Here is a 25,789-nt window from a genome sequence, read left to right on the forward strand (position 1 = left end):
TTTTATATAATTTATGAAAATTATTGTTCCTATGGCTGGACGTGGTTCCAGATTACGTCCCCATACACTGACTGTTCCAAAACCTCTAATTCCTATTGCCGGGAAGCCTATTGTACAGAGATTGGTGGAAGATATTGCTAAAGTTGCAGGAGAGAATATTGAAGAAGTAGCCTTTATCATTGGTGATTTTGGTCCTGAGATCGAAAGATCCCTTATTCAGATTGCTGAAAAACTGGGAGCAAAAGGGAGCATCTACTACCAGAATGATCCTCTGGGAACAGCTCATGCCATCAAATGCGCAGAGCAATCTATGCAGGGAGATGTAGTAATTGCATTTGCAGATACTCTATTCCGTGCAGATTTCCAACTGGATAAAAACTCAGACGGAGTAATCTGGGTAAAAAGTGTAGAAGATCCATCTGCATTCGGAGTCGTAAAATTAGATAACTACGGATTTATTACAGATTTTGTTGAAAAACCTCAGACTTTTGTTTCTGATCTCGCTATCATTGGTATTTATTACTTCAATAGTGCTGAAAAACTGATGGATGAAATCAATTATATCATGGATAATGATATTAAAAACGGTGGAGAATATCAGCTCACAACAGCATTGGAAAACCTTAGATCTAAAGGAGCTAAATTCACATTAGGAAAAGTAAATGACTGGATGGACTGCGGAAATAAAAATGCTACCGTAGAAACCAACAGTAAAATCCTTGAATATGAAAAAGAAGAAATGGCAATATATCCGGCTTCTTCGGTTATTGAAAATTCATTGATCATTCCGCCATGTTTTATCGGTGAGAATGTGAAAATTTCTAATTCAAAAGTAGGACCGGGCGTTTCTTTAGGGAACAATACCATTATCGTGAATTCCAATATCGAAAATTCCTTGATTCAGGAAAATACCAGAATCAATCACGGGAATCTTTCCAATTCGATGATCGGAAACTCTGCCCAGTATTTTGGAGTAGCCAGAGAAATTTCTTTGGGAGATTATTCGGTTTTAGATTTTCTCTCCAAATAAAATCAGAAATTATTATCAATAAACATAATATAGCCAGGCCACACAAAATGTTTTGTGTGGTTTGGCGTTAATATTGCAGCGTTTTTTTAATTGAAAAAGATCAGTACATGAAAAATTGGATCCCATTCTTGGTATTACTTCTTGCCTTATCATCTTGTAAAACCCGAAATGTCATTAAAAATGACACCGGAAATATACAAGACAGCATTACCCAATCGGATAACAATAAAGGTCCAAAAGATGTGAATGAACCAGTGAGAGACAAGCTTAGTTTTTATGAGCATGTGGTAATTCCTCCCAAATTTGATCAGATCAAAATCGACAGCAAAGTACGGGTAGAAACCGGAAGCTTTATTCCTACCCTTGACGCCACTATTTATATTGAAAATGATAAAAAAGTCTGGATGAATCTAAGAGCGGTCATCCTGAATGTTGCCCGTGGTATTGCAACCCCTGAGGGAATAAAGGGGCAGGACAAAGTAAACAAAACTTATATCGATTCAGATTTTGATTATCTCAACAATTTACTCAACGTTAATTTCATCGACTATAAGTCTCTTGAAAAAATACTGATGGGAAGAACTTTTGTAAAGATCTCAGATTCTCAGTTTTCTTTAACTCAAAATGCACAGGGATATAAAATGGTCTCTAATGTTAATCAGAAAATTGTAACCGATGAAAAAAACAGAGAATATAAAATCACCCTGCAATACGACACCAATTATGATTTATTGAGTGTGAATCTGAAAGATGTTTTATCTCCGGACGAGCTGGAAATTTCTTACAGCGACTGGGATGAATACAACGGAATCCGTCTTCCAAAAAATGTTAAAATAATTATAAAAGGCTCAAAATCTAGTCAAATCTTAATGGAAAATACGAAATTTGACTTTTCGAGGATGGAAACACCTTATTCTGTACCATCCAATTATAAGAAAATTGAGATTAAATGATTAAAAAATTTAGCTTTTTAATAGGTATTCTGATGTTCGGGTTGCACCAGGGACAGCAGAATAAAGAACAACTGCAAAAGCAGAATGCCGAACTTAAAAAACAAATTACACAGATAAATTCAGATTTAGCCAAAACCAGAAGTGAATCTAAACTTTCTTTAGCCTATCTTACTAGTGTTAACCAGAAATTAGTATTAAGAGAAAAGGTTTATAATAATACCCAGAAAGAGAAAAGATTCATTGAAGATGATATCTATTTACGTCAGCTGGAAATCAATCGTCAGAACAAAGAACTGGCTGTATTAAGAAAAAATTATGCTGAGGTTTTGGTTAATGCTTATAAAAATAAAGGGGTACAGAACAAAGTAACATTTATCCTTTCTTCTAAAAATTTAGGAGAAGCAATACGAAGAGTTCAGTATTTGAAACAATACTCCGATTATCAGGATAAAAAAGCTGCCGAAATCACTGATGCAGCTAATAAAATCAAAAAAACAATTGCTCAACGACAAAACTCTGTAAAAGAGAAAGAAAATCTGTTGGTGAACCAACAGAAAGATCTGGCTACCATTAATGCTGAAAGAGCACAAAAAGAACAGCTTGTGGCCGATTTTAAAAAGAATGAAACCAAGCTTACTGCAGAGCTGAAACAGAAACAGGTTCAATCCAAAGCCCTTGAGGGCCAGATCAGAGCTATTATTGCCGAAGAAATCAGAATCGCAAAAGCGGAAGAAGAAGCAAGAAAAAAAGCGGAAGCAGAAAAAATACGTTTAGCTAAAATTGCAGCCGAAAGAGAAAAAGCAAGAATTGAAGCTGAAGCCAAAGCTCGTGCTGAGGCCCTGGAAAGAGAAAGAAGACTGGCCGAAGCTGAAGCAAAAAAAGCAGCTGAATTAGCAGCAAAAAGAGCTGAAGAAGAAAGAAAGCGTAATGAAGAAGCTGCCAGAGCTGAAGCGAATGCAAGGGACGAAGCTAAAAGAGTCGCTGCAAAAAAAGCATCCGATGAAGCGGCTGCAAGATCCAGAGAAGCTGCTGATAAACTAGCTGCTGCCAAAGCAGCGGAAGCAGCATTAAATAAGAGAAAAGAAGAAGAGAAAAAAGCAGCAGAAGCTAAGGCAATGACCAGCTATGGTGTTTCTACTGCCAGCGGAAACAGCTTTGCTGATAACAGAGGAAGACTTGGCTATCCTGCAGACAGAGCAGGCCAGATTACCCACCGTTTCGGAAGACAGCCCCACCCGGTTTTCAAAAATATCACTGAAGAAAACAACGGTATTAAGATTTCTGTACCATCAGGTACACGTGCTAAATCGGTATTCCCGGGATCAGTATCTTCTGTACTGGCTAACAACGACGGAACAAAAACCGTTATTGTAAAACATGGAAGTTATTTCACAATTTATTCCAACTTAGGAAGTGTGAGTGTTTCCAAAGGACAACAGGTTTCTTCAGGAACTCCTGTAGGTACGGTAGCCCAGGACTTCGACGGTTCTTATACCCTTGACTTCCAAGTATGGAACGGAAGTACCCCAGTTGATCCATTAGGTTGGATTTCATATTAAAAAAAGTGTAACTTTGTAAAAATTTTAAGAGATGAATGCACTAACAATACTTGCCTTATCTTGGCAACACATCCTTATCGTAGCCGTACTTTTGGTATTACTATTTGGAGGAAAGAAAATTCCGGAATTAATGAGAGGAGTCGGTTCAGGAATCAAAGAATTTAAAGATGCAGTAAAAGAAGAGGACAAACCAGGTTCTGAAAATAAAACTTCTTCTACCAATAATAATAATTCTACCAGCAACTAAAATTCCCCAGCATTAATGAATTTTACTGAGACTGCATGGAAAGTCTTCAATCAATGCATTGAAGACTATCACGTGTCTGATGACGTTAACACTCTAATTAATAACCCGTTTGAAAATAATAGTTTGGAACGGATTTTGTATGCAAAGAACTGGATTGATACCGTTCAATGGCATCTGGAAGATATAATTAGAGACGAAAATATTAATCCGGCTGAAGCTCTTCAACTGAAGAGAACGATAGACGCCTCCAATCAGAAAAGAACTGATCTGGTAGAATATATCGACAGCTGGTTTCTTACCAAGTTTGAAAATATAACTCCTAAACCTGAAGCAAAAATAAATACAGAAACTCCCGCTTGGGCAGTGGACAGATTATCAATTCTTGCATTAAAGGTTTATCATATGTCATTAGAAGCCAATAGAGAATCTGCTTCTGAAGAGCACAGAAAAAATTGCCAGGCAAAATTAGATGTACTCCTTACTCAGAAAGAAGACCTGTCAACTTCTATAGATCAGTTGCTTGCTGATATTGAAAACGGTAGCGTTAAGATGAAAGTGTACAAACAAATGAAGATGTACAATGATGAAAGTCTTAACCCAATCCTTTATCAAAAAGGGCAACAGAAATGAAAAAACCATTTTTTTTTGGAGTACTACTTATAATAATAACTTCTTCCTGCGCAACGGAAAAGCTTAATCTTTCCCCGTTGTCAAATAGTTTTTATAGTGAAACAAAAGGCTCTGACTCTGACAGAGGCTCAAAGAAAAGTTTTAATATCAATATCAAAGAAAATGTAAACGCTTCTGAAATTTCAAATATGATTTCAACCTTTCCTAAATTTAAAAGTGACGGGCTGAATGATGAAGTAACAAGCTTGAAATACAGCCTTCAGAATTATTTATATGCTATTGATGCCAACAATTCTCCAGGCAAAGGCAGAGCGCTTAAAAGCTTCGAAAAATCATATAAAAAAATTCAAAAACTGAGACAAAATCTTGACAGAGATGATGACGAGGTACTCAACAGATATCTGGTTCGTTTAAAAACCAATATTTCTGTTATTGAAGATGCTTTACCAGGAAGTTAAAAACTAATTAAACATATTAATGATTAAAATTCAGGCGGAAGCCAATGTTCCTACAGAACATGGCAATTTCCGAATGTTAGCTTTCTCTGAAAACGAAAACGACTGGATGCCTCACATGGCAATCGTCGCAGAAAATACAGATTTCTCAAAACCTGTTAATGTACGTTTCCATTCAGAATGTATTACAGGAGAAGTTTTCCATTCAAAAAAATGTGAATGCGGCCAGCAACTGGATGCCGCAATGAAATATATCCATGAAAATGGAGGGATTATCATCTACCTTCGTCAGGAAGGGAGGAATATCGGTATTATTAATAAACTAAAAGCTTATTCTCTACAGGAAAAAGGACTGGATACAGTACAGGCTAATCTTGAACTGGGCCTTCCTGCTGATGACAGAAACTTTGGGGTAGCCATTGAGATCCTTAATCTGCTGGAGGTAAAAGAGATTAACCTTTTGACCAATAATCCTGAAAAGGTAAAATATGTGGTGGACAGTAATATTCATCTTAATTCAAGAGTACCATTACAAATTCCTGCCAACGAGATCAGCAAAGGCTATCTTAAGACAAAAAAAGATTTCTTTGGACATCTGCTGGATGACAATGATAATTAGATAAAATAAAAGCTTCAGATGTATCTGAAGCTTTTTTATTTTTATTATTTAAGCGGCTTTATTTAATCTCAGCCAAAGTCTATTTACGATTACCATCCTATTAAATCAAAAGCCCCGGAAGAAGTCTCCCGGAGCTTTTTTTAATTATAAAAAACTGAAAAGATATTTCTTAATTTACCCTTGTTGATGGAACATTAGAATCGTCAAGATTATAATATTTAACAACAGCGTTGTAATCATTGTAATCAACCGGTGGTGTTGCATTCACAGTTTTGGATGTATTCGTTCCTGCAGGAAGAAGTACAATTCTGAATGTCTGGTTGATTAAATAAGTATTGGCTTCAGTCCCGGTTAAAGTAGACTGGTCAAAGTTGGCTTTTGTGTTGATATCAACATTTTGAGAATTGAATATAAAATTATAATCTAATTCTCTGCCATTAGTCAGATAGTAAGTTTTTGGGATAAGCTGCCAGATTGCTGAAGCTCCGGAATTTGAATTCATATTTCGGTATACCAGCACTACATCTGTAGATTTTATGTTAAGCCCTTGTGAAATAGTCCAATTGGCATTATTGGCTCCTGTAAAAGTCCCTGTAACATCTTTCATCTGAAGATTTACATTTTGCTGCTGCACCACAACATCGTCTTTATTATCACAGCTATAAGATATAAAGCCTATTCCGGCAAGAAGCATAAGTGGAAGAATTTTTTTCATTTTTATAAAAGTTTAGTTATTATTTTTTTATAAAATTTTAGTTATTATTTATAAATCGTATTCAAATCATATACCAAAAATTTCAAAAACTTTGTTTTCGTCATTTTTTTAATCGTATTTTTGTTCTTATTCAAAAGTCATGAAGAAATTATTATATACTTCACTTTGTATTTTTGCATTGATAAGCACTGGCGCAAAGGCCCAGTATCAGCCGAAAAATGCTTCCAAAGAAGATGTAAAAAAGGCACAGCAATGGGTCGAAAAAACATATAAAAATCTTTCTCAGGATGAAAAATTAGGACAATTATTTATTGTTGCCTTATATACCAATAAAGGCGAAGATTATATCAGCCAGGTAAGAAACATCGTTGTCAATGACAAAATCGGAGGATTAATTTTAATGCAGGACGATGCTGCCAGAGAAATAAATCTGGTTAACGAATTTCAGCAGAAGTCTAAAGTTCCGTTGATGATCGGAATGGATGCAGAATGGGGGGTATTTCAAAGAATTGCTACAGCACACAAATTTCCTTGGGCAATGACATTGGGAGCTATTCAGGATAAAAACCTGATTTACCAAATGTCTGCCAAAATAGCAGAAGATTGCCACCGAATGGGAATCAACTGGGATTTTGCTCCTGTAGTAGATGTAAATACCAATCCCAATAATCCTATTATCGGTAACAGAAGCTTCGGCTCGGAAGTAAGCAATGTAATCAGCTCTGCCCTTTCCTATTCCAATGGTCTTCAGGATCACAATATATTAGCTGCAATTAAACATTTTCCCGGCCATGGTGACACCAATACGGATTCCCACCTTGATCTTCCTGTTGTATCCCATACTATGGAAAGGCTTAATACGATAGAGCTTGCTCCTTTCAAAGCATTGATGGATAAAGGAATTGGTGGTGTAATGGTAGCGCACTTATATGTTCCGAGTTTAGAATCCGGAAAAGGAATTCCGGCTTCCGTCTCTAAAAACATTATTACAGGCTTACTGAAAGATAAACTGGGCTACAAAGGATTAATTATCACCGATGCTTTAAACATGGGGGCTGTAGCTAATAAATACAAGCCGGGAGAACTGGATGCCATGGCATTTAAAGCAGGAAATGATATCATGCTTTTTTCACAGGGCGTTTCTGAAGGAAAAAAATTAATTCAGAACGCATTGGATAGAGGGGAAATCTCCCAGTCAAGAGTAGAAGAAAGTGTAAAGAAAATTTTATTAACAAAATATTTTCTGGGGCTTACTCAATACACTCCCAAAAATCCGGAGAATATCAATGCCGATCTTAATAATGATTCTCATAAAGCATTAGTTCAGAATTTATATTCCAATGCTTTGACTTTATTAAAAGATGAGAAAAAACTTCTGCCTCTTACAGGAAATCAGGTATATTATGTTCCGTTGGAAGAAGCACCTTATCAGACTTTTGCAGACAGACTGGGATCAAATATAATCCTTAAAAAAGCAGGTGAAATCAATACAATTCCTGCAGGTTCAACAGTAATTGTGGGCTTCCATAAAGATAATTCAACGGCTTATAAACCTTATAAAATATCTGCAGAATCAAAGAAAACCCTTGCTGATCTGACAAAAAATCAAAATGTGATCCTTAATGTATTCGGGAGTGCCTATGCTTTGAAAGATATTGATATTTCAAAAGTATCTACAGTTCTTGTTTCCTATGAAAACAATGAGGACTCTATGAACGCAGCTGCCGATGCCATGAAAGGAAAAACAAAAATATGGGGCAGACTTCCGGTACTGGTTAATGATCAATTAAAACCGGGAATGGGAACAGATCTGGATCCTGTTTCTTCTATAAGCAAATCAACAACATCAAAACAACGATAATCTAATGAAAATAGGCATACTTTGCTATCCAACTTATGGGGGAAGCGGAATTGTAGCAACAGAACTGGGAATGTCTCTTGCCAATAAAGGATATGAAGTACATTTCATCAGCTCTGCTCTTCCTGCGAGATTAGACATTACCAATCCTAATATATTCTTCCATAGGGTAAATGTTCAAACCTACCCGCTTTTCCAGTATCAGCCTTATGATATTGCTTTAAGTTCGATGATTTACCGTGTAGTAAATCTTTACAAACTTGATCTTCTTCATGCTCATTATGCAATTCCTTATGCATATGCCGCTTTTACGGCCAAGCAGATGCTTCAGGAAGACAACAATGATATCCCGTTGGTAACAACACTCCACGGAACGGATATTACTCTTGTAGGCCAGCATCCGAGTTACAAACACGCTGTAGAATTTTCCATTAACCAGTCTGATGCCATAACGTCGGTTTCTGAGAGCCTGAAAAAGGATACGCTTCAGTTTTTTAATATTAAAAAAGAAATTCAGGTTATTACCAATTTTATTGACAATTCTGAATTTGATGACTGCACTGAATGTCAGAGAACTCAGTTTGCCAATCCTGATGAAAAAATCCTGATTCATGTTTCTAACCTTCGTCCTGTAAAACGTGTGGATGAAGTACTGCAGATCTTTAAGAATGTGGAGAAAAAAGTGAAATCAAAACTGATTATCATTGGAGAAGGGCCGGATATGGAAAAAGTCAACCAGTTTCTTGAAGAAAACCCGGATCTCATTTCCAAAATTCGCCTTTTGGGAAAAGTTAATGATCTTTATAAAATTTTACAGCTTTCAGATGTCTTTTTACTTCCTTCTGAGCAGGAAAGCTTTGGATTGGCAGCTCTTGAAGCAATGGCCGCATACACACCTGTAATCAGCTCCAATGCAGGAGGTATTCCTGAGGTAAATATTCAGGGAGAAACCGGATATCTAGCTGAGATCGGAAATGTAGAGGCAATGAGTAACTACACTATCAAATTATTAAGCAATGATGAACTTTTAACCAAAATGAAACAAAATGCGAAAGATCAGGCTATAAAGTTCGATTTAAAAAACATTCTTCCTATATATGAAAGAATGTATAGAACGACTATAGAAAATTTTAAAAAGGAACCGACGAAAGTATAATTTTTCTATTATATTTATCGTCACTTATGACGGAAAAACTACTTCAATATCTTTGGAACTATAAGGTTTTCAAAAATTTTGACTTCAAGGATATTGAAGGAAATTCCGTTGAAATCATTGACTTCGGGCGATGGAATAAAGATGCCGGTCCTGATTTTCTGGCGGCAAAAATTAAAATCAACGGTTTAATTCTGGCCGGAAATATAGAACTGCATCTCCGATCTTCAGACTGGATATTCCACAATCATTCCCGGGATCCCAATTATCAGAATATCATTCTTCATGTAGTCTTCCAGCATGATCTTGAAATCCCTGAACTTAACAACAGAAATGTATCCGCCTTGGAACTGAAAAATTATATTGATGAAAATATAATATGGAAGTACGAAAGCCTTGTAAGCGGAAACCAGTTTATTGCCTGTGAAAAAATTTTCGACCGGAATAAAATACCTGTTCATTTTCACGAAGGAAATATTCTGAAAAAACTGAATGAAAAGTCTCAGGAACTGGAAGAAAGTTTAATGCGCTGCAAAAATAATTTTGAAGCGGTTTTATTTCATAGTCTGGCCTATTCTTTCGGATTAAAAGTAAATGCTCATATTTTCAGACAGATTGCAGAAAGTCTCGATTACAGTATCGTTAATAAAATCAGACAGCACCCGCTACAATTTGAAGCTTTGTTATTTGGAATTTCCGGTTGGCTGGATACCCCTTTGGACGGGCAGATGAAAATCTGGAAAAGAGAATTTGAATTCATGAAAATAAAATTTCATATCCCCGATTTAAAGTTTCATCCCAAGTTTCTAAGACTCAGACCTCCTAATTTCCCTACCATCCGTTTATCTCAACTCGCGGACCTTTACCATCGGCATCAGAATTTATTTTCAAAAATAATTCAGGCTCAGCATATCGATGAGCTATACCATGTGTTTCAAGTAGTAAAAGCTTCTGAATATTGGGATTTTCATTTTAATTTCGGAGCAATTTCTAAAGTGCAGCCCAAAGTAATGAGTAAAGATTTTATTGATCTTATTATTCTTAATACGGTTCTTCCGTTAAAATACGCTTACCATAGATATCATCGTGAAGAAACGGCTGATGAAATTATCGAATTCTATAGAAATATTCCACCGGAAAAAAATTCGGTGATCACCAAATGGAAAAATATCGGTGTAAAAATAACAGATGCACTGGAAAGCCAGAGCCTTATTTATCACTATAAAAATTCATGTGAAGAAAAAAATTGCTTAACTTGCAGTATTGGATTTAAACTTTTAAAAGAATCTTGAAATGCTGAGTAATATCCGTCATAAAATGGAAAGAGAATGGTTTGGTGTTCTGACAAGAACCGGAGCAAAACTGGGAATTCCTGTATCTAAATTAAGAATTTTTTTCATTTATTCTACTTTTGCTACCGCCGGATTTTTCTTTTTAATTTATTTAGGACTGGCATTTACATTGTGGATTAAAGATATTTTTATTACCAGAAGGCCAAGCGTTTTTGATTTATAATTATGGAATTTGTAGCGATTACTAATGCTGGGGATAATAGAGTTCAGGAAATCTATAATTCTTACACCAGCACCTTTCCTGTAGACGAGCAAAGAGATAAGGAACAGTTTATGGGTTTATTATTAAATCCACAGACCAAAATAATGTCTGTAGTACATGAAAATCAGGCTATCGGATACCTTATTGTATGGGAATTGAGTTCGTTTGTTTTTGTAGAACATTTTGAAGTATTTGAAATCTTCAGAAGTAAGAAACTAGGTTCCCATATCATAGGCCATCTGTTGGAGAGTTACCCGAATATTATTCTAGAAATTGAGCCTGCTGATTTAGGAGGAGATGCTGAAAGACGCTATTCTTTCTATCAGAGAAATCATTTTAAGGTTATTGATACCACTCATGTGCAGCCAAGTTACGGAGAAGGAAAACAATCTTTAAATCTCTGGTTGCTGGCGAATTATTCTCCTGAAAACGTGGAAGAACTTAAAAATGAAATCTGCGATACTGTTTATCGTTAATATATAAAAACGCCGGAATTTTTCCGGCGTTTATTTCTTTGATATGCTATCTTTAATTGACTTCATATTCCAGTTTTATCGTAATACTGGCTTCTTTTTCCTTAGAGGAGGTATTAAAAGTCCCTCCGTAAGAATAATCTTCATTTGAATTAGGAGCGGTAATCTGAATAACCCCCATAGTCGCCTTTTTCAGACTTCCCAGACTGCTCCCGGAATTTTCAGCAATTTTTTCTGCACGTTCTTTAGCATCTTTGGTAGCACCCGCAATCATTTCCTGTTTTACTGTAGCCAGCTTGGTATAGAAATAAGAAGGAGAAGAGGACGTAAACTCTATTCCCCGATTAATAATTTCTGTAATATTTCGGGAAAGATTTTCAATTTTAGCGACTTCTTTACTTTCAATGGAAACCTTTTGAGTCAGGTTATATCCTGAAAACTCTCCCTGTACGTAATTCCCGTTAGCATCATTATAACTTCTGAATTGTTTCTGAATATCTACCGATGAGAATACTATTTCCTGTTGTTTTATTCCTTTTGAAATCAGATAATCATTGATTACTTTTCTGTCTAAGGCCAATGCATCATACGCCGATTTCAAATCAACATTATTTTTGGAAAAACTCCCGGACCAGGTGATCAGATCAGAGGTAAATTGTTTAGTTCCTAGTCCTGTTACGGAAATTGTGTTTTCAGACTTATTCCTGTTTTTAATGGCGTTTCCCAGAAAACCAAGTCCGAGGACAAAGCCTAAGGCTCCTACTGCTACTGCAATAATATTTTTATTCATAAAAATTGTGAATTTAATGTTGTTGTACAAAACAAACCATCAATTTCTATTCCAATGCTTTAAGATTTCTTTAACATTATTTCTGATTTTTCTTTAATCTTTCGACATAGAGAGGTATTGCTTCTTCCAGCCTTAATAAAACTCCCGATAGGTTTCGGGCTTTTACATACGTACGTACATAAGGTTTTGCGGTAAATGAAAACTCTATAAATTCAGAAATTTTATCCGCAGGAATTCCCGCTTTGGTAAAATATTCGTCTTCTACTCTACTTCTGATCCAGGCAATATGCTCCTGAAGATCATCATATTTATATTGTCTCTTTTGTCTTCTGGCTTTTCCGCTGATCAGGTCATACATTCCCTGAACATTCAGACTTCCTAAAAGGATAGGTAACAAAACCTGTTTTACTTCTGCCGGTTTTTCCCTCATTTTCCCAACAGGTTGTGGCAGACCTACCGCATCTCTTACTTCCTCTCCCTTATCTCTTGATGCGACGGCCCTGGAATCTTTATCCAGATCACCGGTAGGTTTTCTGAAAACCGTGACTTCTTCAATCTCTTTGGGAATCGGATGAAGTCTGATATATAAGAACGGATTTACACCATCTGAAAGCACATTTTTGGATGCCCTCATAAATCCCTGCTTTACAAACCTAAGCTCATCATTCGGCGAGGCCTCAATGGAAAACTGTCCTATTGAATTGGAATATACTTTTTGATCCGTAGCCATATTGATGACAATCACCGAGCTCAGGCTTTCTCCCGTCTCATCAGCTACATTTCCTGTTATCGTTTGCTGGGAAAACAAATGGTTATATAGCAGAATAAACAAGAAAAGGACTTTTATTTTCATAAAGATTATCTTTGAGTCTGCGGAGCCCGGTACGAGGCAATTCGGGTCAATACAAACCGTTGAAATCTATTGAGATCTGCATCACTGCAAAAACCGTATTTTAAAATTTTTCTTCTTTCAAAACCTCCTGCCAGAACATAAGCAATAAAATGATCAATCTGAGGCTTATCTATTTTCAGATTGGCGAAATAATTATCCCCAAGGCTTGCTTTGAGATATTTCGTTAAATCAATATCATCCCATTGATCTTTTACTTTTCCAATATAAAACCCCTCTCCTTTTGGCTGAACAAATTCTCCTGCTTTTGCAGCCAGTATTCTCGGATCTGATTTTTGTGCGATATACAGGTCTATTTCTTTGGACAGTTTCTCAACCTTTTTCGGTTTATTATACATTTTGGAATCAATCTTTAAATTTCCTGTAATTCCCTGTTTCACTTCTACTTCAGGAATATGTATGGTAGCTCTCACCAAAGTAACAGCAAGTGGTGACTGTACATTCTCCTGAGAAATGATTTTCGTTACGCGCTCATAACCTGATCGGATAAAACGTAACTCATCTCCCACTCTTCCGGCAATCATAAAATGTCCGTCTGTATTTGACATTACGGTTTCATCCGTCCGGATGTTGATTATGTTGACGTCCTGTATTTCAGAACCTCCTTCGGTAGTTACTTTACCGAAGATATAGCTTTGGGCATTCGTATGAATGAAAAAGATGAAAGAGAAAAAAAAGAATAGTTTAAGTTTCACGGGCTGTTTTTTATAAAGCAAAGCTAAAATTATTTTTAAATTATACCAGAAGTTTAACCACAAGTTAACGTCTTTTAGTATTTCTTTTGAGGTTTTGAGGTTGAAACCGTTAAATAGCTCAACTCAATTGTTAAAGTTTATTTTAAATTTTAGCTAACTTGCAGTTTCAATTCTACCTTTAACAATGCAAAATTCTTATACAGTCATCAACGCTTCTGCCGGATCAGGGAAAACATATGCTCTGGTTCAGAGACTTCTGATGATTTGTCTTCGTTATCCTAATCAGCAGCAGTCGATCAGGAATATTCTCGCACTGACTTTTACCAATAAAGCAGCCAATGAGATGAAGGAAAGAATTCTGAGCTGGCTGGGAAACTTCGCCGCCGGTAATTTTGCAGAAAACACAGATCTGAAAAACATTCAAAAGGCATTTGAAGCACAGGGCTTAAAAATTACTATTGATGAACTCCATCTTCGTTCTAAAAAACTTCTGGATTATATTCTTCATAATTATTCGACACTGAATATAGGAACTATCGACCGTTTTAATTCAAGACTGGTAAGAAGTTTTTCTTATGAATTGGGACTGGCTAAAAATTTTAATCTTGAAATTGAAGCTGAACCTTTTCTGATTGAGGCCGTTGATAAAATGCTGGATCAGATCGGAGAAAACGAAACAATCTCCAATTCTTTCATGGATTATGTAGATTACAGTCTGGAAAACAATGAAAGGATCAACCTCAACAAAAATCTTTATGATTCGGCTAAAGAGTTTGTTAAAGATATCCACTATGAACATCTTAAAAACAACAATAATTTTGATGATGCGAATTATGAAAAGATAAAAAATACACTCCGTAAAGAGATTGTACTTCATAAAAAACAATCGGCAGAACTTGCTGCAAAGTCCGTTGAGCTCTTCACATCCAGAAATATCGAGGTTGAAGATTTTGCTCAGGGAAAAAACGGAATCGGAGGATTCTTTCCCAAAGTCATCGATTTTTATCAGCAGAAAAGAGCCGGCTTCCCTTTCCCGACCACACAGGAAGAATCTGTGATCAACAATTACCGGAAAGGAGCTTCTTCAAAATCCAAACATAAAGAATCTGAAATTTTTGAGATTCTTGATCAGCTTCTTGAAAACAGAATGCAGCTGATTATCTGGTATATCGAAACTCAGAAAAAAGAGAAAGTTTTATCTGCTCTTCTTCCTTTAAAAGTTAATAAAGACATTCAGGATGAGCTAAAAAAAATTGAGGAAGAGAATGATCTTGTTCTACTTTCAAAATTCAATATCCTCATTAATGAGAATCTTAAGGATGAGCCTTCTGCTTTTATTTATGAAAAAGTAGGTTCACAGTTTCAGCACTATTTTTTTGATGAGTTTCAGGATACGTCGGAATTGCAGTGGCAGAATTTTGTTCCTCTAAGAGACCATAGTGTTTCTTCCGAAAATACCTCTTTTACATTGGTTGGAGATCCTAAACAGAGTATCTACAGATTCCGTGGTGGCGAAAGCAAGCTGATGCTAAATATCATCAACAAAAAAGAGTTTTCTCCTAAACAGGCAGATCTTCTTGTGCTAAAAGACAACTGGAGAAGTGCCCGAAATATTGTACACTTCAATAATGAACTTTACCAGTTTCATGCCGGAGAACTGGAAGAAGAACACCGGAACATTTTTGGAACAGATGCCGAACAGACCCCAAAATCGCAAATGGATGGAAGGGTAAAAGTAAACCTCATTGAAAATCGCACTAATGAAGAGTTTTATGATGATACTTCAGAAAGAATGCGAAAAGATATTCAGGAATGTCTGGATAATGGTTTCAAATTTTCGGACATCACCATTCTTTGTCGTGGTAATTTTGATATTTTCAGTTACTCACAAAAGCTGGGAAATTTAAAAGTCCGCTATCGTGGTGAAGAAACCAATATTAAAACCATTTCTGATAAAGGGCTTACTTTGGAACTTTCGAATACCCTAAAAGCGGTAATAGAATATTTAAGATGGGAAATTAATCCTAAGAATAAACCCTGTCTGATTATGATGATGTATCATCTGAATACACTGGGAAGAATTCAGATGGCTGATTTTACACTGGAGATGAAAGAAATGCTGGAGATTGAAGGGCATGAAGAAATCCTGCAGTATATTCAGGAAAAATATTCATTACAGCTTAAACAGGATAATTTTCCAAGGTTTAATCTTTACAATTTTATTGAATATTACATCAACGAATTTTCTGCTGAAAATAAAGAAACGGATTTCCTGCTTAATTTCATGGAAATGCTTTTTAATTTTACACAAAATGCCGGCGCCAGTACCAAAGAATTTTTGAAATACTGGGATGAAGAAGCTTCGTCTCATACCATTCAGGCATCTGAAAATATTGATGCCATTCAAATCATGACCATTCATAAGTCCAAAGGACTGGAATTTCCTATAGTTTTTATTCCTATGATTAATAAGAACAGGGATAATGAATTTACCAATTGGTTCGATACCCATGACAATGAGGCCTTACAATCGGTGAATATTAATCAGTTTAGTAAAAACCTGGAAGCTTACGATCAGGAAATTCAGGTTTTCAACAAGAAAAATTCTTATAAAAATCTCATCGACAGGCTGTGCCTTCAATATGTGGCAACGACAAGACCCGTGGAGCAACTGTTCTTTTATCTTCAAAAACCTAACAAAACCGCCAATAATCTTGAACTTTTAGATTTTTTTAAAACCAGAAATACAGAAGATGCTGATGAATTCGACCTATATGAAGTAAAGCCTGAAATGCTTAAAAAATATTCTAAAGAAAAAAGCTCCCCTTTTAAAACCCGGAATATTCAAAACCTGAAAAATGTTAATGAAAAAAGTACTTCTATAAAAATTGCCACCCCATCCAAAAACTATCAGGTGAGAAATGAAAAGGTAAGAATCGGGCTTTTTGTTCATGAGCTCTTATCTAAAATCAATACCGAAAAAGATATTCCGAAAGTACTGGAAGGCTATGCCTTGGAGGGTCAGATTACACTGGACGAAAAAAATGAAATCCAGGACACTTTACAGGAAATCGTCAACACCTATGCTGAATTTTTTGATGAAAAATGGACGGTTATCAATGAAAAAGATATTATGATCTCTGAAAACGGAGAAAGCTATATTTCAAGACCGGACCGTATTTTGAAAAGTGATGAAGGCTATATCATTGTAGATTTTAAAACCGGTGAACAAAAAACAAAAGATGAAGCACAGGTGGAAGGCTACAGGAACATTCTTGAAAAACTGGGTAAAAAAGTACTGAAAACCCAGATTATTTATCTGTAATTTGTCTATTTCCCTTCAGTGAAAGGTATCGTAATTCTACGACACGAAATCGTAGAACTACTACAAAAAGTGAAAGTTATGTCAAAAAATTTTTAAGATTAAGTGGAGTGATATACATTTGTGACACAATCACTACACAATATATTAATTCATCTTAAAAATTTACAACCATGGCAGCAAACTCAAGAGGAATCTTAAAATTCAACGGCGGAGAAGGGCAGAAATTATTAAAATTAAACTACAGCGTATCCAGATCTACAGATGTATCAGGACGTGTCGCTTCGGATCCTTCCAATGCATTAATCAAACTGACAGTAGAAGCTACTGAAAAATCTGATATTCTTGAAAGCTTATTAAATGGAAAATATAAGCCTACATCAGGAGAAATTATTTTTAATAAATCCCACGAAGAAGGAACATTAATTACTTTAAACTGGCAGAACGGATATGTGATTCAGCACGAGGTAGACTTTGATGCGATTGATAGCAACAACATGCTGGTCACGTTTGTAGTAAGTGCGGAAACCATTGATTATGGTACTTCTCAGTACACAGGATTGTGGCCAAACGCTTAATATTTGTCTGTTAAAAAATAGTAGAGATCATCCTTACTCTTAGGGATGGTCTTTTCGTCTCTCTTTATCAATATTTTATTTTCAAAAAAAGAACACTTGTTAATATCTCAATATAAACAGCTTAATTCAATGTATACGATCTCATAAATAAACATATTTAGTTTAAATTTTATAAATGAAAAATCGTACTTCTACTACAATTTTTAAAATTTAACAGTTTATATATTAAAGTAACGTAAAACATTTCTAATTTTAGTGATATAACCACAAAAAAGTACCCGATGAAAAATAAGACGACTAATGCAGATAAAATTGCTGAAAATCATATCGCAGGAGTCCAGCGTGTGGTAAAACTGGACGTTGTAATTGAAGGTAAGATTATCAAACACTTCAAACATTTCCGTCTACAGCAAAGCATACGGAAGCACCATGAATTTGAACTCACCCTCGCTCATGATACGCTGGGAGAAATACAGGATCATAACCTGGAAGATGCTCAACAGTTTCTGGGGAAACGCTTAACGGTTGTTTTCAAGTATAAAGATGCAGAAAATGAAAGTCCTGAAAGAACTTTTGTAGGATTCATCACCCAGGTGGCTTTTAGCCAGGAAAAAGCAAGTCTGGGAAGTATTGTTCTGAAAGGGAAAAGTCCCACCATCCTGCTGGATTCGGCACCCCATACCCAAAGTTTCGGTGGAGATCAGGCGGTAAATACTTCTATTATTGCAGAAAGAGTCATTAAAGAAGGACTTAGCTCAGGCAAATATGATTTTAAAGTAAATACTAAAAATACGAGCTATATCAACTATAGCGCTCAGTATAAGGAAACTCATTATAACTATCTTTCCAGACTGGCAGAAACGTATGGAGAACAGTTTTACTATGACGGAGAAGTTCTTCACTTCGGAAAACTTCCTCCGGGAGAAAAACCTATAAAGCTTACTTACGGAAGTAATGTAAGCGATATCTGTATAGCACTGAAAGCAGTTCATACAAAACCTGAGTTTTTCGGTTACAACAGTAGTAAAAATGAGAAATTATTAAGCTCTACAGCCAGTATTAAACATTTAGGGCAGCTTGCATCAAAAGCTTATGACATGAATGACGGGATCTATAAAACGAGATCTTTAAATCCTTCGCCTGTCAATGCCAATATGTCTCTAAATGTGGATGATGCTCAGAAAAGTGCTGCAGGAAGTGCCGCAGTAGAAGTTTTTACCGTTTCGGGAAATACTACGGTTCCTTTTCTTCATCCGGGGTGTATCGCAGATATAGAAATGAGAAAGCCCAATAGTAATCAGACTTCTTATTTCACTAAACTGATGATCACGGAAGTTTCTCATGAAGTAAATACCAGAGGGTACTACACCGGATCATTTGAAGCCATCGCAGAAGGAACGGGGTATATTCCGACACCTGAATTTGTAAATCCGCAGGCGGAGCCACAAATTGCAACCGTAATTTCCAATACGGATCCCCTGAATCAGGGAAGAATACAGGTTCAGTTTGACTGGCAGTTGCACGATACTACTCATTTTATCAGAATGATGAGCCCCGATGCGGGAGGTACAGATGTAATCACTCAAAACAGGGGATTTGTAGCGATTCCGGAAGTTGGAGATCAGGTCATGGTAGGTTTTGAATACCATCATCCAGATTTTCCTTTTGCCATGGGAGGAATGTTTCATGGGAGTGTAGCATTGGGAGGCAGTGTCAACAATCATATCAAATCTATTCAGACCAGAAGTGGTAATAAAGTAATCTTTAATGATGAAGAAGGCAGTATTTATATTGAAGATCCAAGCGGAAACACCTATTTCATGGACGGAAAAGGAAATATCGCCGTTAATGCCCCGAAAGATATGACTTTCACAGCCGGTAACAATATTAAAATGACAGCTGGTCATGATATCACTTCCATTGCAGGAAACAGCATGTTTGCAACGGCCAATGTTAACATTGTATCCAATGCAGGGATCAATATGATTGATACTGCAGGAAAAGATCTCATGCAAACTGCTACAGGAAACATTCATGAATCGTCTGATATGAGAACTGAGATTTCTGAAAACGAAAGAAATATCCAGGCTAAAAAAAGTGATTCATATGCTGAAAAAGTAACCGTAGTAAGTACAAAAGAAAATATGGTACTTCAGAGTGAAAAAACCGTAAAATCCCAAAGCGGAGAACAAGGAAATTCTCATTAAAAAATATTATGAAATTATATCTGATTCCTTTATTTATAAGCGCTGTTGTTATGTTAATATCTACAATAACGGTCTATAATATTGCTGAATATATTAACCCACAGGTCGCAGTTACTGAAGAAGACCAAAGGTATATGCCTTTCCATAATGTAACAGAATCTGTATTCTTTGGAATTTTAGCTGCAGTTTTAGTTTTTTATACTTCAACAAAAGCTCTGATTCAAAGAAAAAAAAATAAATACCCGTTTGACCAGACACTAAGGGAGCAGGATTTTTAAAAATGCTAAAAAATGGCCATTATCAAGAATGCTAAAAATATCAATATACAGGTAGCTAATAACTATACCTCCTTAAGCAAGGTTTCTCACGAGGAATCCCAGCAGGTGATTATTGAGGCCACTAAGCAGAATCTGGAATTATCCAGCCAAAAGAAAGCAGTTTTACAAGGGTTTGGGAGAGGAGGAGCAATAAGCAGTAATGATAATGCAACCAATGAGGATTCAAAAGATGGAGGCCCAATTATAACAATAACCAATCAAAAAGCAGGATGGGGCTACATTAAATTAATTGGAGCAGATGACAGAAAGTTAAAAGGGAATTATATAACCATAGGAATTCCTCTGTATAAAATGTTAGTTACACACTCCACTGATAAAACATTTAAGTTTGAGACTATGGTTTCAAGAGACTCCTGGATTATAAATAAAATTACAGGAACAGATGCTGAAGTGTATAATTGTGCATTTGAACCTAAAGACAATAACGAATATGAGGGAGTCTTTATAGATGTATATCCTCATCATAATGATACCGCTGCCTATAAACTTGAACAAAATAATTCTGAAATCCTTACCTCAGAAGAACGATTCAATGATCGAAAAGAAAAAGTTTTTTCTGCAAAGAGTATAATGATACATGTAGGAGGTTATTATCATAATGAAAAGGATCCTACTTATGATAACAAGCCAAGAATAAGAGCTGGTGGGTCGCTAGGTTGTTTTGGAATTACAAACAAAGATAATTCCCCTAAAAGTCCGTCTGATAATGAAACCAAAAACATTATTAATAAAATTAGAGAAAAATCGGATGATGATACGATTTTTGGTTATTCAAAAGTTAAAATAATAATTGAAAAAAGAAACGATGTTGAAAGAATTAAAAAAGTCACTCTTCCTTATTAGTTTTTTAGCACTGGTAAGCTGCACACAAAAAAAGGTTTTAGTAGTGAAAGGAGAGACTATTGACAATGGAATTTCCAAAGTATATTCTCCAGACTGTTATATAAAAAATATGAATCAGGAAATATTGATAAGAGAAGGCTTTTTATATAAAAATAATAGTTTAGAAAAGTACATTACGCCTCAATCAGAAAGCCTTTTAATTGACAATATAAAAGAAAATGGAAATAGCAAAGAAACAGAGGCTTACAAAAAACTTGAATTTAAAAAAATAAGTACCCATACAGTAAAGTTATTTGATCAGCAGTATGACATTGTACGTAAAAGCGGAGATACTCTTTTTCTTTCCCAGAATATAATTATCATCGAATCGCCTAAAACTATTGATTAATTTTTCAGGCTTTTAAAGTGATAAATAATGAAAGGATAATAGGCTAACCATTTAGGAGATTATCCATATCAATTAAAATATTTAAAAAGAATCTCATCATAAAAAATATAAAAATCAGTAGAAACAGAATAGAATAATCGCTGAAAATTCTGAACAGTGAAAAAATGACATCCTAAATAACTGCTGATTCAAATAATAATATAAAGAATATCCATTAGAACACCCCACCATGGCTATACTAAAAAAAGCGAGCAATATTAACATTCAGGTTGCCAACAATTATACTTCTTTAAGCAAGGTTTCTCATGAGGAATCCGGAGAAGTAACCATTGAGGCCACCAAACAGAACCTGGAATTATCCAGCCAGAAGAAAGCAATATTGCAGGGGTTTGGAAAAGGTGGTCAGGCTGATCCTGAAGATAAAAAAATACTGGTTGACCGTGGGGTAGTTAATAAAGGATACTGGATTAATGAAAACGGGAAAACCGTTATTGTCAACAGTAAAGGAAGGCGCGGCTATGACTGGATGTACGGTGATGCGCCTTCAGAAGAGGTTATGAAAGCTAACGGAATGTCGAAATATGATATCTTTAATGTCAACCTGACCAAATCATATCCTGAAGCCTATCTTAAAGCTGAGCTTAAAACAACGCTGGTTGGTTTCTCTGATATAGAAGATGGTTTTGGAAAAAACGGACGGGCTATTGCCAATCATTTCTTCACAGGACAGGGACAGCCTTTTACTTTTGGCCCCGGAACCAACCCTTCCAATGAGGTAAAAGATTCGGACAGATTCAAAACGACATTCATTACCGCTTTAAAAGCCGAACTTGAAAAACGCTATAAAGAGAAAAAATATATTAATGAAAGCCCAACAAAAATTTACCAGTTTTCCACAAAACTGCCTTATTATTCCGCCGAGGAAGGGCTGAATCCCTGGGTAAACGAAATTGCAACTTTTGTAGGAGGAATTCAGGGTTGTATTGCAAGTTATAAAGTATATGAATATCAGATCAGCAAAAAAGTGGAAATAGAAATAGACAAAGTATCTTTCCTGGATACCTTTGGTGCCGGATGGGAAGACGGCGGAGCCGGCGGCATGAAAAAACAATGGATTCCCGGCTTAGTAGCCATGTTTTGCTTACAACATTTTAAAAATTCGGCAGATCAATCCAAGTATCAGCCATTCACCGTAGTAATTGACATCAATTTATGAGACCTTATTTTTTAGCTATATTATTATTAATCAACCTTACTTCATGTATGAAACATCCTTCTGTACAAAACATGGACATAAAATATACATCCATCAATGATGTATACGGCAACTACGTATTCAATTTTAAAGATAGTACCGACGGAATTAAAAAAATCAATGATTTTGCAGAAAAAGATATCCAGGATTCCAAAAAAGTATCGGATTCTATTAACAGCCATATAGCCAGCCTGCAAAAAGAAGTAGCTGAAAAATACCTGAAAGGTCAGAGTCTTCCGACCTCAGCCACTAATGTTATTTTTTACAAAGCTCCAGGAGATATCAGCGGAGAGCCCAAAACAAATGATATACTTATTGAATATGAGCTGGATGAAGATAATTTTAAAATAAAAAAATTAAATATCCCCAACACCAAAACCAAGGGTGAAATTTCAGCCACCACTGCCCGTAAAACTCCGCAATCCGGAATGATCACCATTTCCGGATCAACAATAACTTTACAGGCTCTGAAGTCTGTTATCCGTCAGATCAATGAAGCAGGCTATCAGCTTCATTCGGATCAATATACATACTCCATCAACGGAGATAAAGGCCAGCAATTGATGGCTGTACTTTACGAGCAGAAAGGAAAATATCTCAGATTGAGTTTTAATAAAAAATAGCCAAGTCTCACCCCAAATTAATATGATATATGCCAGGAGTAGAATTTGACAAAAAAAAAGACACCCAACGTAAAGGCATAGAGCCTACACAGGTGAAAAGCATCAAGCTTATGACAGCCCTGGAAAAAGGTTCCGATAATGATGGTACAGGAAAGAACTTTAACCAGGAAGGAGCTGTATTCGGAAAAACATATAAATTCAGAGTAGAAGGCTACACAAACCTTCCGCCTCAGGATAAAAAAAAGATCAAATGGAAATATAAATACCATAGCATCTCAAAAAACAAATGGATAGAACATAATTCTACCATAACAGGTGAAGAGTACAATCTTTTTCTGAATGAAAAAGACATCTGCGGAAGAATGATTCATATCATGGCTTATATTAATGATGAAGAATCGGAAGGATATCTTAAAGTATGGCATCATAACAGATTTAGATTTTTTGACCGGAAACTGGTAGAGAAACAAGCCGAAGAAAGAGCTAAAGATCCGTGGAAAATAAAACAGGCCAGCAGCTCATTATGCGGAATGGCCTCCCTTTATAATGCCCTCATTAAAAGAGACTCCAAACGTTATCTGAAAATTGTTAAAGATTTACTGAGAACCGGAGAATGTACACTTGACAGCTATACGATTGCTCCGCATCCGGAAGCTCTTGAAATGTATGACACACATCCTAAAAGGAGCCAGGACTACAGAGGAATGGGAATGTTTGAAGTAGACTGGATGGTTTTAGCCACTACCCGAAGTAAAGAAAGTCTTCCCAAATTGATTTACAAAGGAAAAGAAAGCGGTAAATTAGATATGCTGAAAGCGGTGAACTGGCCGGATATGCTGACGAGAATGGGCAAGCAGGTGGGCGGATTCAGTAATTCCACAGCACATGGTCTCAGCTATACAAGCATCAATGATAAGAAAACAATAATAGGCGGAAGAGTTCATGATTATTTTTCAAATAGTGATCTGAGAGAATTATTACAAATAGACAGTCTCCATCAAAAAGGACATCATATCCTTATGATGATAGATGCGGATATGATCAGTAACGAAGTAAGCTACAATTCACTGGTTGATGTTTTCAATGATTCACACTGGGTTGTATATGAAGGGGATCTTGCTTTTTATGATTCAGATAAAAATATAACATCGGATCTGGATAAAGCGGCAACAGTAAGTTTTAAGATATTCACCTGGGGACGTGATCCCCAATCAGGAAAATATACTAATGCTGCAGGCAAAATCGATTTGGATTTAAATGTAGAGGCTATGATTAAAAAACCAGGATTAAATATTAAAGCTTTTAAAAGTAATTACTATGGGTATATTGAAATGTATTAGTTATAAAATTTTTGTTCTTTTTTTTATTTCATTCATGTTTACAGCGTGTTCACAGGAAAGGCATCTTAAAAATCAGATTTATGTTTATGACTGGAACGAAAAAAATCCGATCAAAACTGTTTCATTAACGGAAATAAAAGATGGTAAAAAAATTAAAGTATACCAGAAAAATGTGGACATAAAAAAACAATATGACAGTCTGAACAAAACAAATTATTTCATGCTTGTTTTTAAAGATGCCGTTCAGTTTCAGATCAACAGCAGTTATGAATTGAAAATCAATGCTTCATTATACAAAATCACTAATTTTAAAATGATGTCCAAGTCTCAGGGAGGTGATATTATGTATACTATTAATAATGAACCACAAGAAATAGGAGATGATAATATTATAAAAATACAAGCTGCTGACTAACCTTTTAGACAACTTAAAATAAAAAACTTAACATGACCTCATCACTACCAGATCTGTTTCCTACTTCGACCTATTGGGTACAGGATCAGTGTACCCTCAAAATAGGTAAAGAGCAGTATGATGCAAAGCTCTCCTATACTTTATACATAGAACAGGGAAAGAAAGACAGTGATGAAATGATCATCAACAGAACGAATTTAAAAGTCAGTGATCAGGAAATAGATACCAAATTTCTCGAAGTGGCCAACAGCTATATGGAAGCTTTGTTTCCACTGATCTGTACGATAGAAAAGTACAGTCTTTCCATTCAGAATATTGATGAGATCAGGAAACGGATTCAAAAAACAGATGTAGCCATTCATGATATCTATAGCGGAGATGGTATCGACCACATCCAGGCTCAGTTCTTTGAAGCAATACAAACAGATGAAAAACTGCTTCACTTTATCAGACAGCTTCATTTTATGAAAATCCTGGAATATGGTCTTCAGAAATTCAACCCTAAGAGACCCTATGAAACCTCCTGGAAAGTACTGCCCATAGGAACTGCCGACTGGATAGGAGAAACCCGGTATCAGAAAGAACAAAATACCCTGTCTTTTGAACCGAAAATCGATAATGCCCAGGATATGATGAATGACATTATCAGATATATCCATAAACATGATTATCACGTCAGCTTTGACGAAGAGACTCTTCCACTCTATGCAGACTTTCAGCATAACATCAGCTACACCGGCAAAACCGGCAGAATGAAAAAAGCGGAAACCCATGTATGTATAGAAACAGAAGATAAATTTTATTACCAACACAGTATCACCATCGAAACAAAATAAGAA

At 35.8% G+C, this 25,789-nt stretch carries 27 protein-coding genes; 23 read left to right on the plus strand and 4 right to left on the minus strand.

From position 1 onward, the window contains the following. The first annotated feature begins 13 nt into the window (after positions 1-13). The 7 genes from JO178_RS07275 (at position 14) to ribA (ending at position 5,493) form a co-directional block, all read left to right on the plus strand. Entirely contained in the window at positions 14-1,030 is a 1,017-nt protein-coding gene (locus JO178_RS07275) for a sugar phosphate nucleotidyltransferase (RefSeq protein ID WP_291933600.1), read from the plus strand. Positions 1,031-1,137: 107 nt separating this feature from the next. Next, entirely contained in the window at positions 1,138-1,983 is an 846-nt protein-coding gene (locus JO178_RS07280; RefSeq protein WP_291933603.1) for a DUF4292 domain-containing protein, read from the plus strand. Next, positions 1,980-3,542 (plus strand): peptidoglycan DD-metalloendopeptidase family protein, encoded by a 1,563-nt coding sequence (locus JO178_RS07285; RefSeq protein ID WP_291933605.1) that lies wholly within the window; start codon positions 1,980-1,982, stop codon positions 3,540-3,542. The genes JO178_RS07280 and JO178_RS07285 overlap by 4 nt, the downstream gene beginning before the upstream one ends. A 31-nt stretch (positions 3,543-3,573) precedes the next feature. Continuing rightward, on the plus strand, positions 3,574-3,789 hold the full coding sequence (locus JO178_RS07290) for a twin-arginine translocase TatA/TatE family subunit (protein WP_291933607.1): 216 nt from the start codon (positions 3,574-3,576) through the stop codon (positions 3,787-3,789). A gap of 15 nt (positions 3,790-3,804) precedes the next feature. Further along, positions 3,805-4,419, plus strand: coding sequence for a DUF4254 domain-containing protein (locus JO178_RS07295; RefSeq protein WP_291933610.1), 615 nt, complete (start codon positions 3,805-3,807; stop codon positions 4,417-4,419). After that, positions 4,416-4,877 carry a hypothetical protein gene (locus tag JO178_RS07300; RefSeq protein ID WP_291933613.1) on the plus strand — a complete coding sequence of 154 codons (462 nt, stop codon included), beginning with the start codon at positions 4,416-4,418 and terminating at the stop codon, positions 4,875-4,877. Before JO178_RS07295 ends, JO178_RS07300 begins: the two co-directional genes overlap by 4 nt. Before the next feature lie 19 nt (positions 4,878-4,896). Further along, on the plus strand, positions 4,897-5,493 hold the full coding sequence (gene ribA / locus JO178_RS07305; protein ID WP_291933615.1) for a GTP cyclohydrolase II: 597 nt from the start codon (positions 4,897-4,899) through the stop codon (positions 5,491-5,493). A gap of 169 nt (positions 5,494-5,662) precedes the next feature. On the opposite strand, the gene JO178_RS07310 is transcribed toward ribA, so the two are convergent. Continuing rightward, positions 5,663-6,208 (minus strand): hypothetical protein, encoded by a 546-nt coding sequence (locus tag JO178_RS07310; RefSeq protein ID WP_291933618.1) that lies wholly within the window; start codon positions 6,206-6,208, stop codon positions 5,663-5,665. A gap of 139 nt (positions 6,209-6,347) precedes the next feature. On the opposite strand from JO178_RS07310, the gene JO178_RS07315 reads away from it, so the two are divergent. From JO178_RS07315 to JO178_RS07335, 5 genes are read left to right on the plus strand one after another with little or no spacing between them, the layout of a single operon-like run. Next, positions 6,348-8,069, plus strand: coding sequence for a glycoside hydrolase family 3 N-terminal domain-containing protein (locus tag JO178_RS07315; protein ID WP_291933621.1), 1,722 nt, complete (start codon positions 6,348-6,350; stop codon positions 8,067-8,069). A gap of 4 nt (positions 8,070-8,073) precedes the next feature. Beyond that, positions 8,074-9,222, plus strand: a complete 1,149-nt coding sequence (gene bshA / locus JO178_RS07320; RefSeq protein ID WP_291933626.1) for an N-acetyl-alpha-D-glucosaminyl L-malate synthase BshA — start codon at positions 8,074-8,076, stop codon at positions 9,220-9,222. Between the two features lie 26 nt (positions 9,223-9,248). Beyond that, positions 9,249-10,511: a DUF2851 family protein gene (locus tag JO178_RS07325; protein WP_291933629.1), complete on the plus strand. Its 1,263-nt coding sequence runs from the start codon at positions 9,249-9,251 to the stop codon at positions 10,509-10,511. A 1-nt stretch (position 10,512) separates the two neighbouring features. Further along, complete coding sequence (locus tag JO178_RS07330; protein ID WP_034695702.1) at positions 10,513-10,734, plus strand: PspC family transcriptional regulator; 222 nt, start codon at positions 10,513-10,515, stop codon at positions 10,732-10,734. A gap of 2 nt (positions 10,735-10,736) precedes the next feature. Further along, on the plus strand, positions 10,737-11,249 hold the full coding sequence (locus tag JO178_RS07335) for an N-acetyltransferase (RefSeq protein ID WP_291933642.1): 513 nt from the start codon (positions 10,737-10,739) through the stop codon (positions 11,247-11,249). Positions 11,250-11,301: 52 nt separating this feature from the next. Here JO178_RS07335 and JO178_RS07340 read toward each other — a convergent pair whose 3' ends face one another. The 3 genes from JO178_RS07340 to JO178_RS07350 all read right to left on the minus strand — a co-directional run bounded on the left by JO178_RS07340 (position 11,302) and on the right by JO178_RS07350 (position 13,641). Next, positions 11,302-12,036 carry an SIMPL domain-containing protein gene (locus tag JO178_RS07340; protein ID WP_291933645.1) on the minus strand — a complete coding sequence of 245 codons (735 nt, stop codon included), beginning with the start codon at positions 12,034-12,036 and terminating at the stop codon, positions 11,302-11,304. A gap of 76 nt (positions 12,037-12,112) precedes the next feature. Beyond that, positions 12,113-12,889 (minus strand): carboxypeptidase-like regulatory domain-containing protein, encoded by a 777-nt coding sequence (locus tag JO178_RS07345; protein WP_291933648.1) that lies wholly within the window; start codon positions 12,887-12,889, stop codon positions 12,113-12,115. 5 nt (positions 12,890-12,894) lie between these two features. Further along, on the minus strand, positions 12,895-13,641 hold the full coding sequence (locus JO178_RS07350) for a hypothetical protein (RefSeq protein WP_291933651.1): 747 nt from the start codon (positions 13,639-13,641) through the stop codon (positions 12,895-12,897). Between the two features lie 184 nt (positions 13,642-13,825). On the opposite strand from JO178_RS07350, the gene JO178_RS07355 reads away from it, so the two are divergent. From JO178_RS07355 to JO178_RS07405, 11 genes are all read left to right on the plus strand, one after another. Next, positions 13,826-16,966 (plus strand): UvrD-helicase domain-containing protein, encoded by a 3,141-nt coding sequence (locus JO178_RS07355; RefSeq protein WP_291933655.1) that lies wholly within the window; start codon positions 13,826-13,828, stop codon positions 16,964-16,966. 170 nt (positions 16,967-17,136) lie between these two features. After that, positions 17,137-17,541: a type VI secretion system tube protein TssD gene (gene tssD / locus JO178_RS07360; protein ID WP_291933657.1), complete on the plus strand. Its 405-nt coding sequence runs from the start codon at positions 17,137-17,139 to the stop codon at positions 17,539-17,541. A gap of 281 nt (positions 17,542-17,822) precedes the next feature. Beyond that, complete coding sequence (locus JO178_RS07365; RefSeq protein WP_291933659.1) at positions 17,823-19,748, plus strand: phage baseplate assembly protein V; 1,926 nt, start codon at positions 17,823-17,825, stop codon at positions 19,746-19,748. 8 nt (positions 19,749-19,756) lie between these two features. Next, positions 19,757-20,026 (plus strand): hypothetical protein, encoded by a 270-nt coding sequence (locus JO178_RS07370; protein WP_291933661.1) that lies wholly within the window; start codon positions 19,757-19,759, stop codon positions 20,024-20,026. A 12-nt stretch (positions 20,027-20,038) separates the two neighbouring features. After that, positions 20,039-20,929, plus strand: coding sequence for a hypothetical protein (locus JO178_RS07375; RefSeq protein WP_291933664.1), 891 nt, complete (start codon positions 20,039-20,041; stop codon positions 20,927-20,929). After that, positions 20,892-21,317, plus strand: coding sequence for a hypothetical protein (locus JO178_RS07380; RefSeq protein ID WP_291933666.1), 426 nt, complete (start codon positions 20,892-20,894; stop codon positions 21,315-21,317). The genes JO178_RS07375 and JO178_RS07380 overlap by 38 nt, the downstream gene beginning before the upstream one ends. 229 nt (positions 21,318-21,546) lie before the next feature. Then, positions 21,547-22,533, plus strand: a complete 987-nt coding sequence (locus JO178_RS07385; protein WP_291933669.1) for a hypothetical protein — start codon at positions 21,547-21,549, stop codon at positions 22,531-22,533. A 71-nt stretch (positions 22,534-22,604) separates the two neighbouring features. After that, complete coding sequence (locus JO178_RS07390) at positions 22,605-23,195, plus strand: hypothetical protein (protein ID WP_291933672.1); 591 nt, start codon at positions 22,605-22,607, stop codon at positions 23,193-23,195. A 29-nt stretch (positions 23,196-23,224) separates the two neighbouring features. Further along, entirely contained in the window at positions 23,225-24,535 is a 1,311-nt protein-coding gene (locus JO178_RS07395) for a hypothetical protein (RefSeq protein ID WP_291933674.1), read from the plus strand. Positions 24,536-24,569: 34 nt separating this feature from the next. Next, complete coding sequence (locus JO178_RS07400) at positions 24,570-24,950, plus strand: hypothetical protein (RefSeq protein WP_291933678.1); 381 nt, start codon at positions 24,570-24,572, stop codon at positions 24,948-24,950. Between the two features lie 32 nt (positions 24,951-24,982). After that, positions 24,983-25,786: a hypothetical protein gene (locus JO178_RS07405; protein WP_291933681.1), complete on the plus strand. Its 804-nt coding sequence runs from the start codon at positions 24,983-24,985 to the stop codon at positions 25,784-25,786. Positions 25,787-25,789: the final 3 nt, after the last annotated feature.

It is taken from the genome of Chryseobacterium sp., assembly GCF_019236175.1.
GTDB lineage: Bacteria > Bacteroidota > Bacteroidia > Flavobacteriales > Weeksellaceae > Chryseobacterium.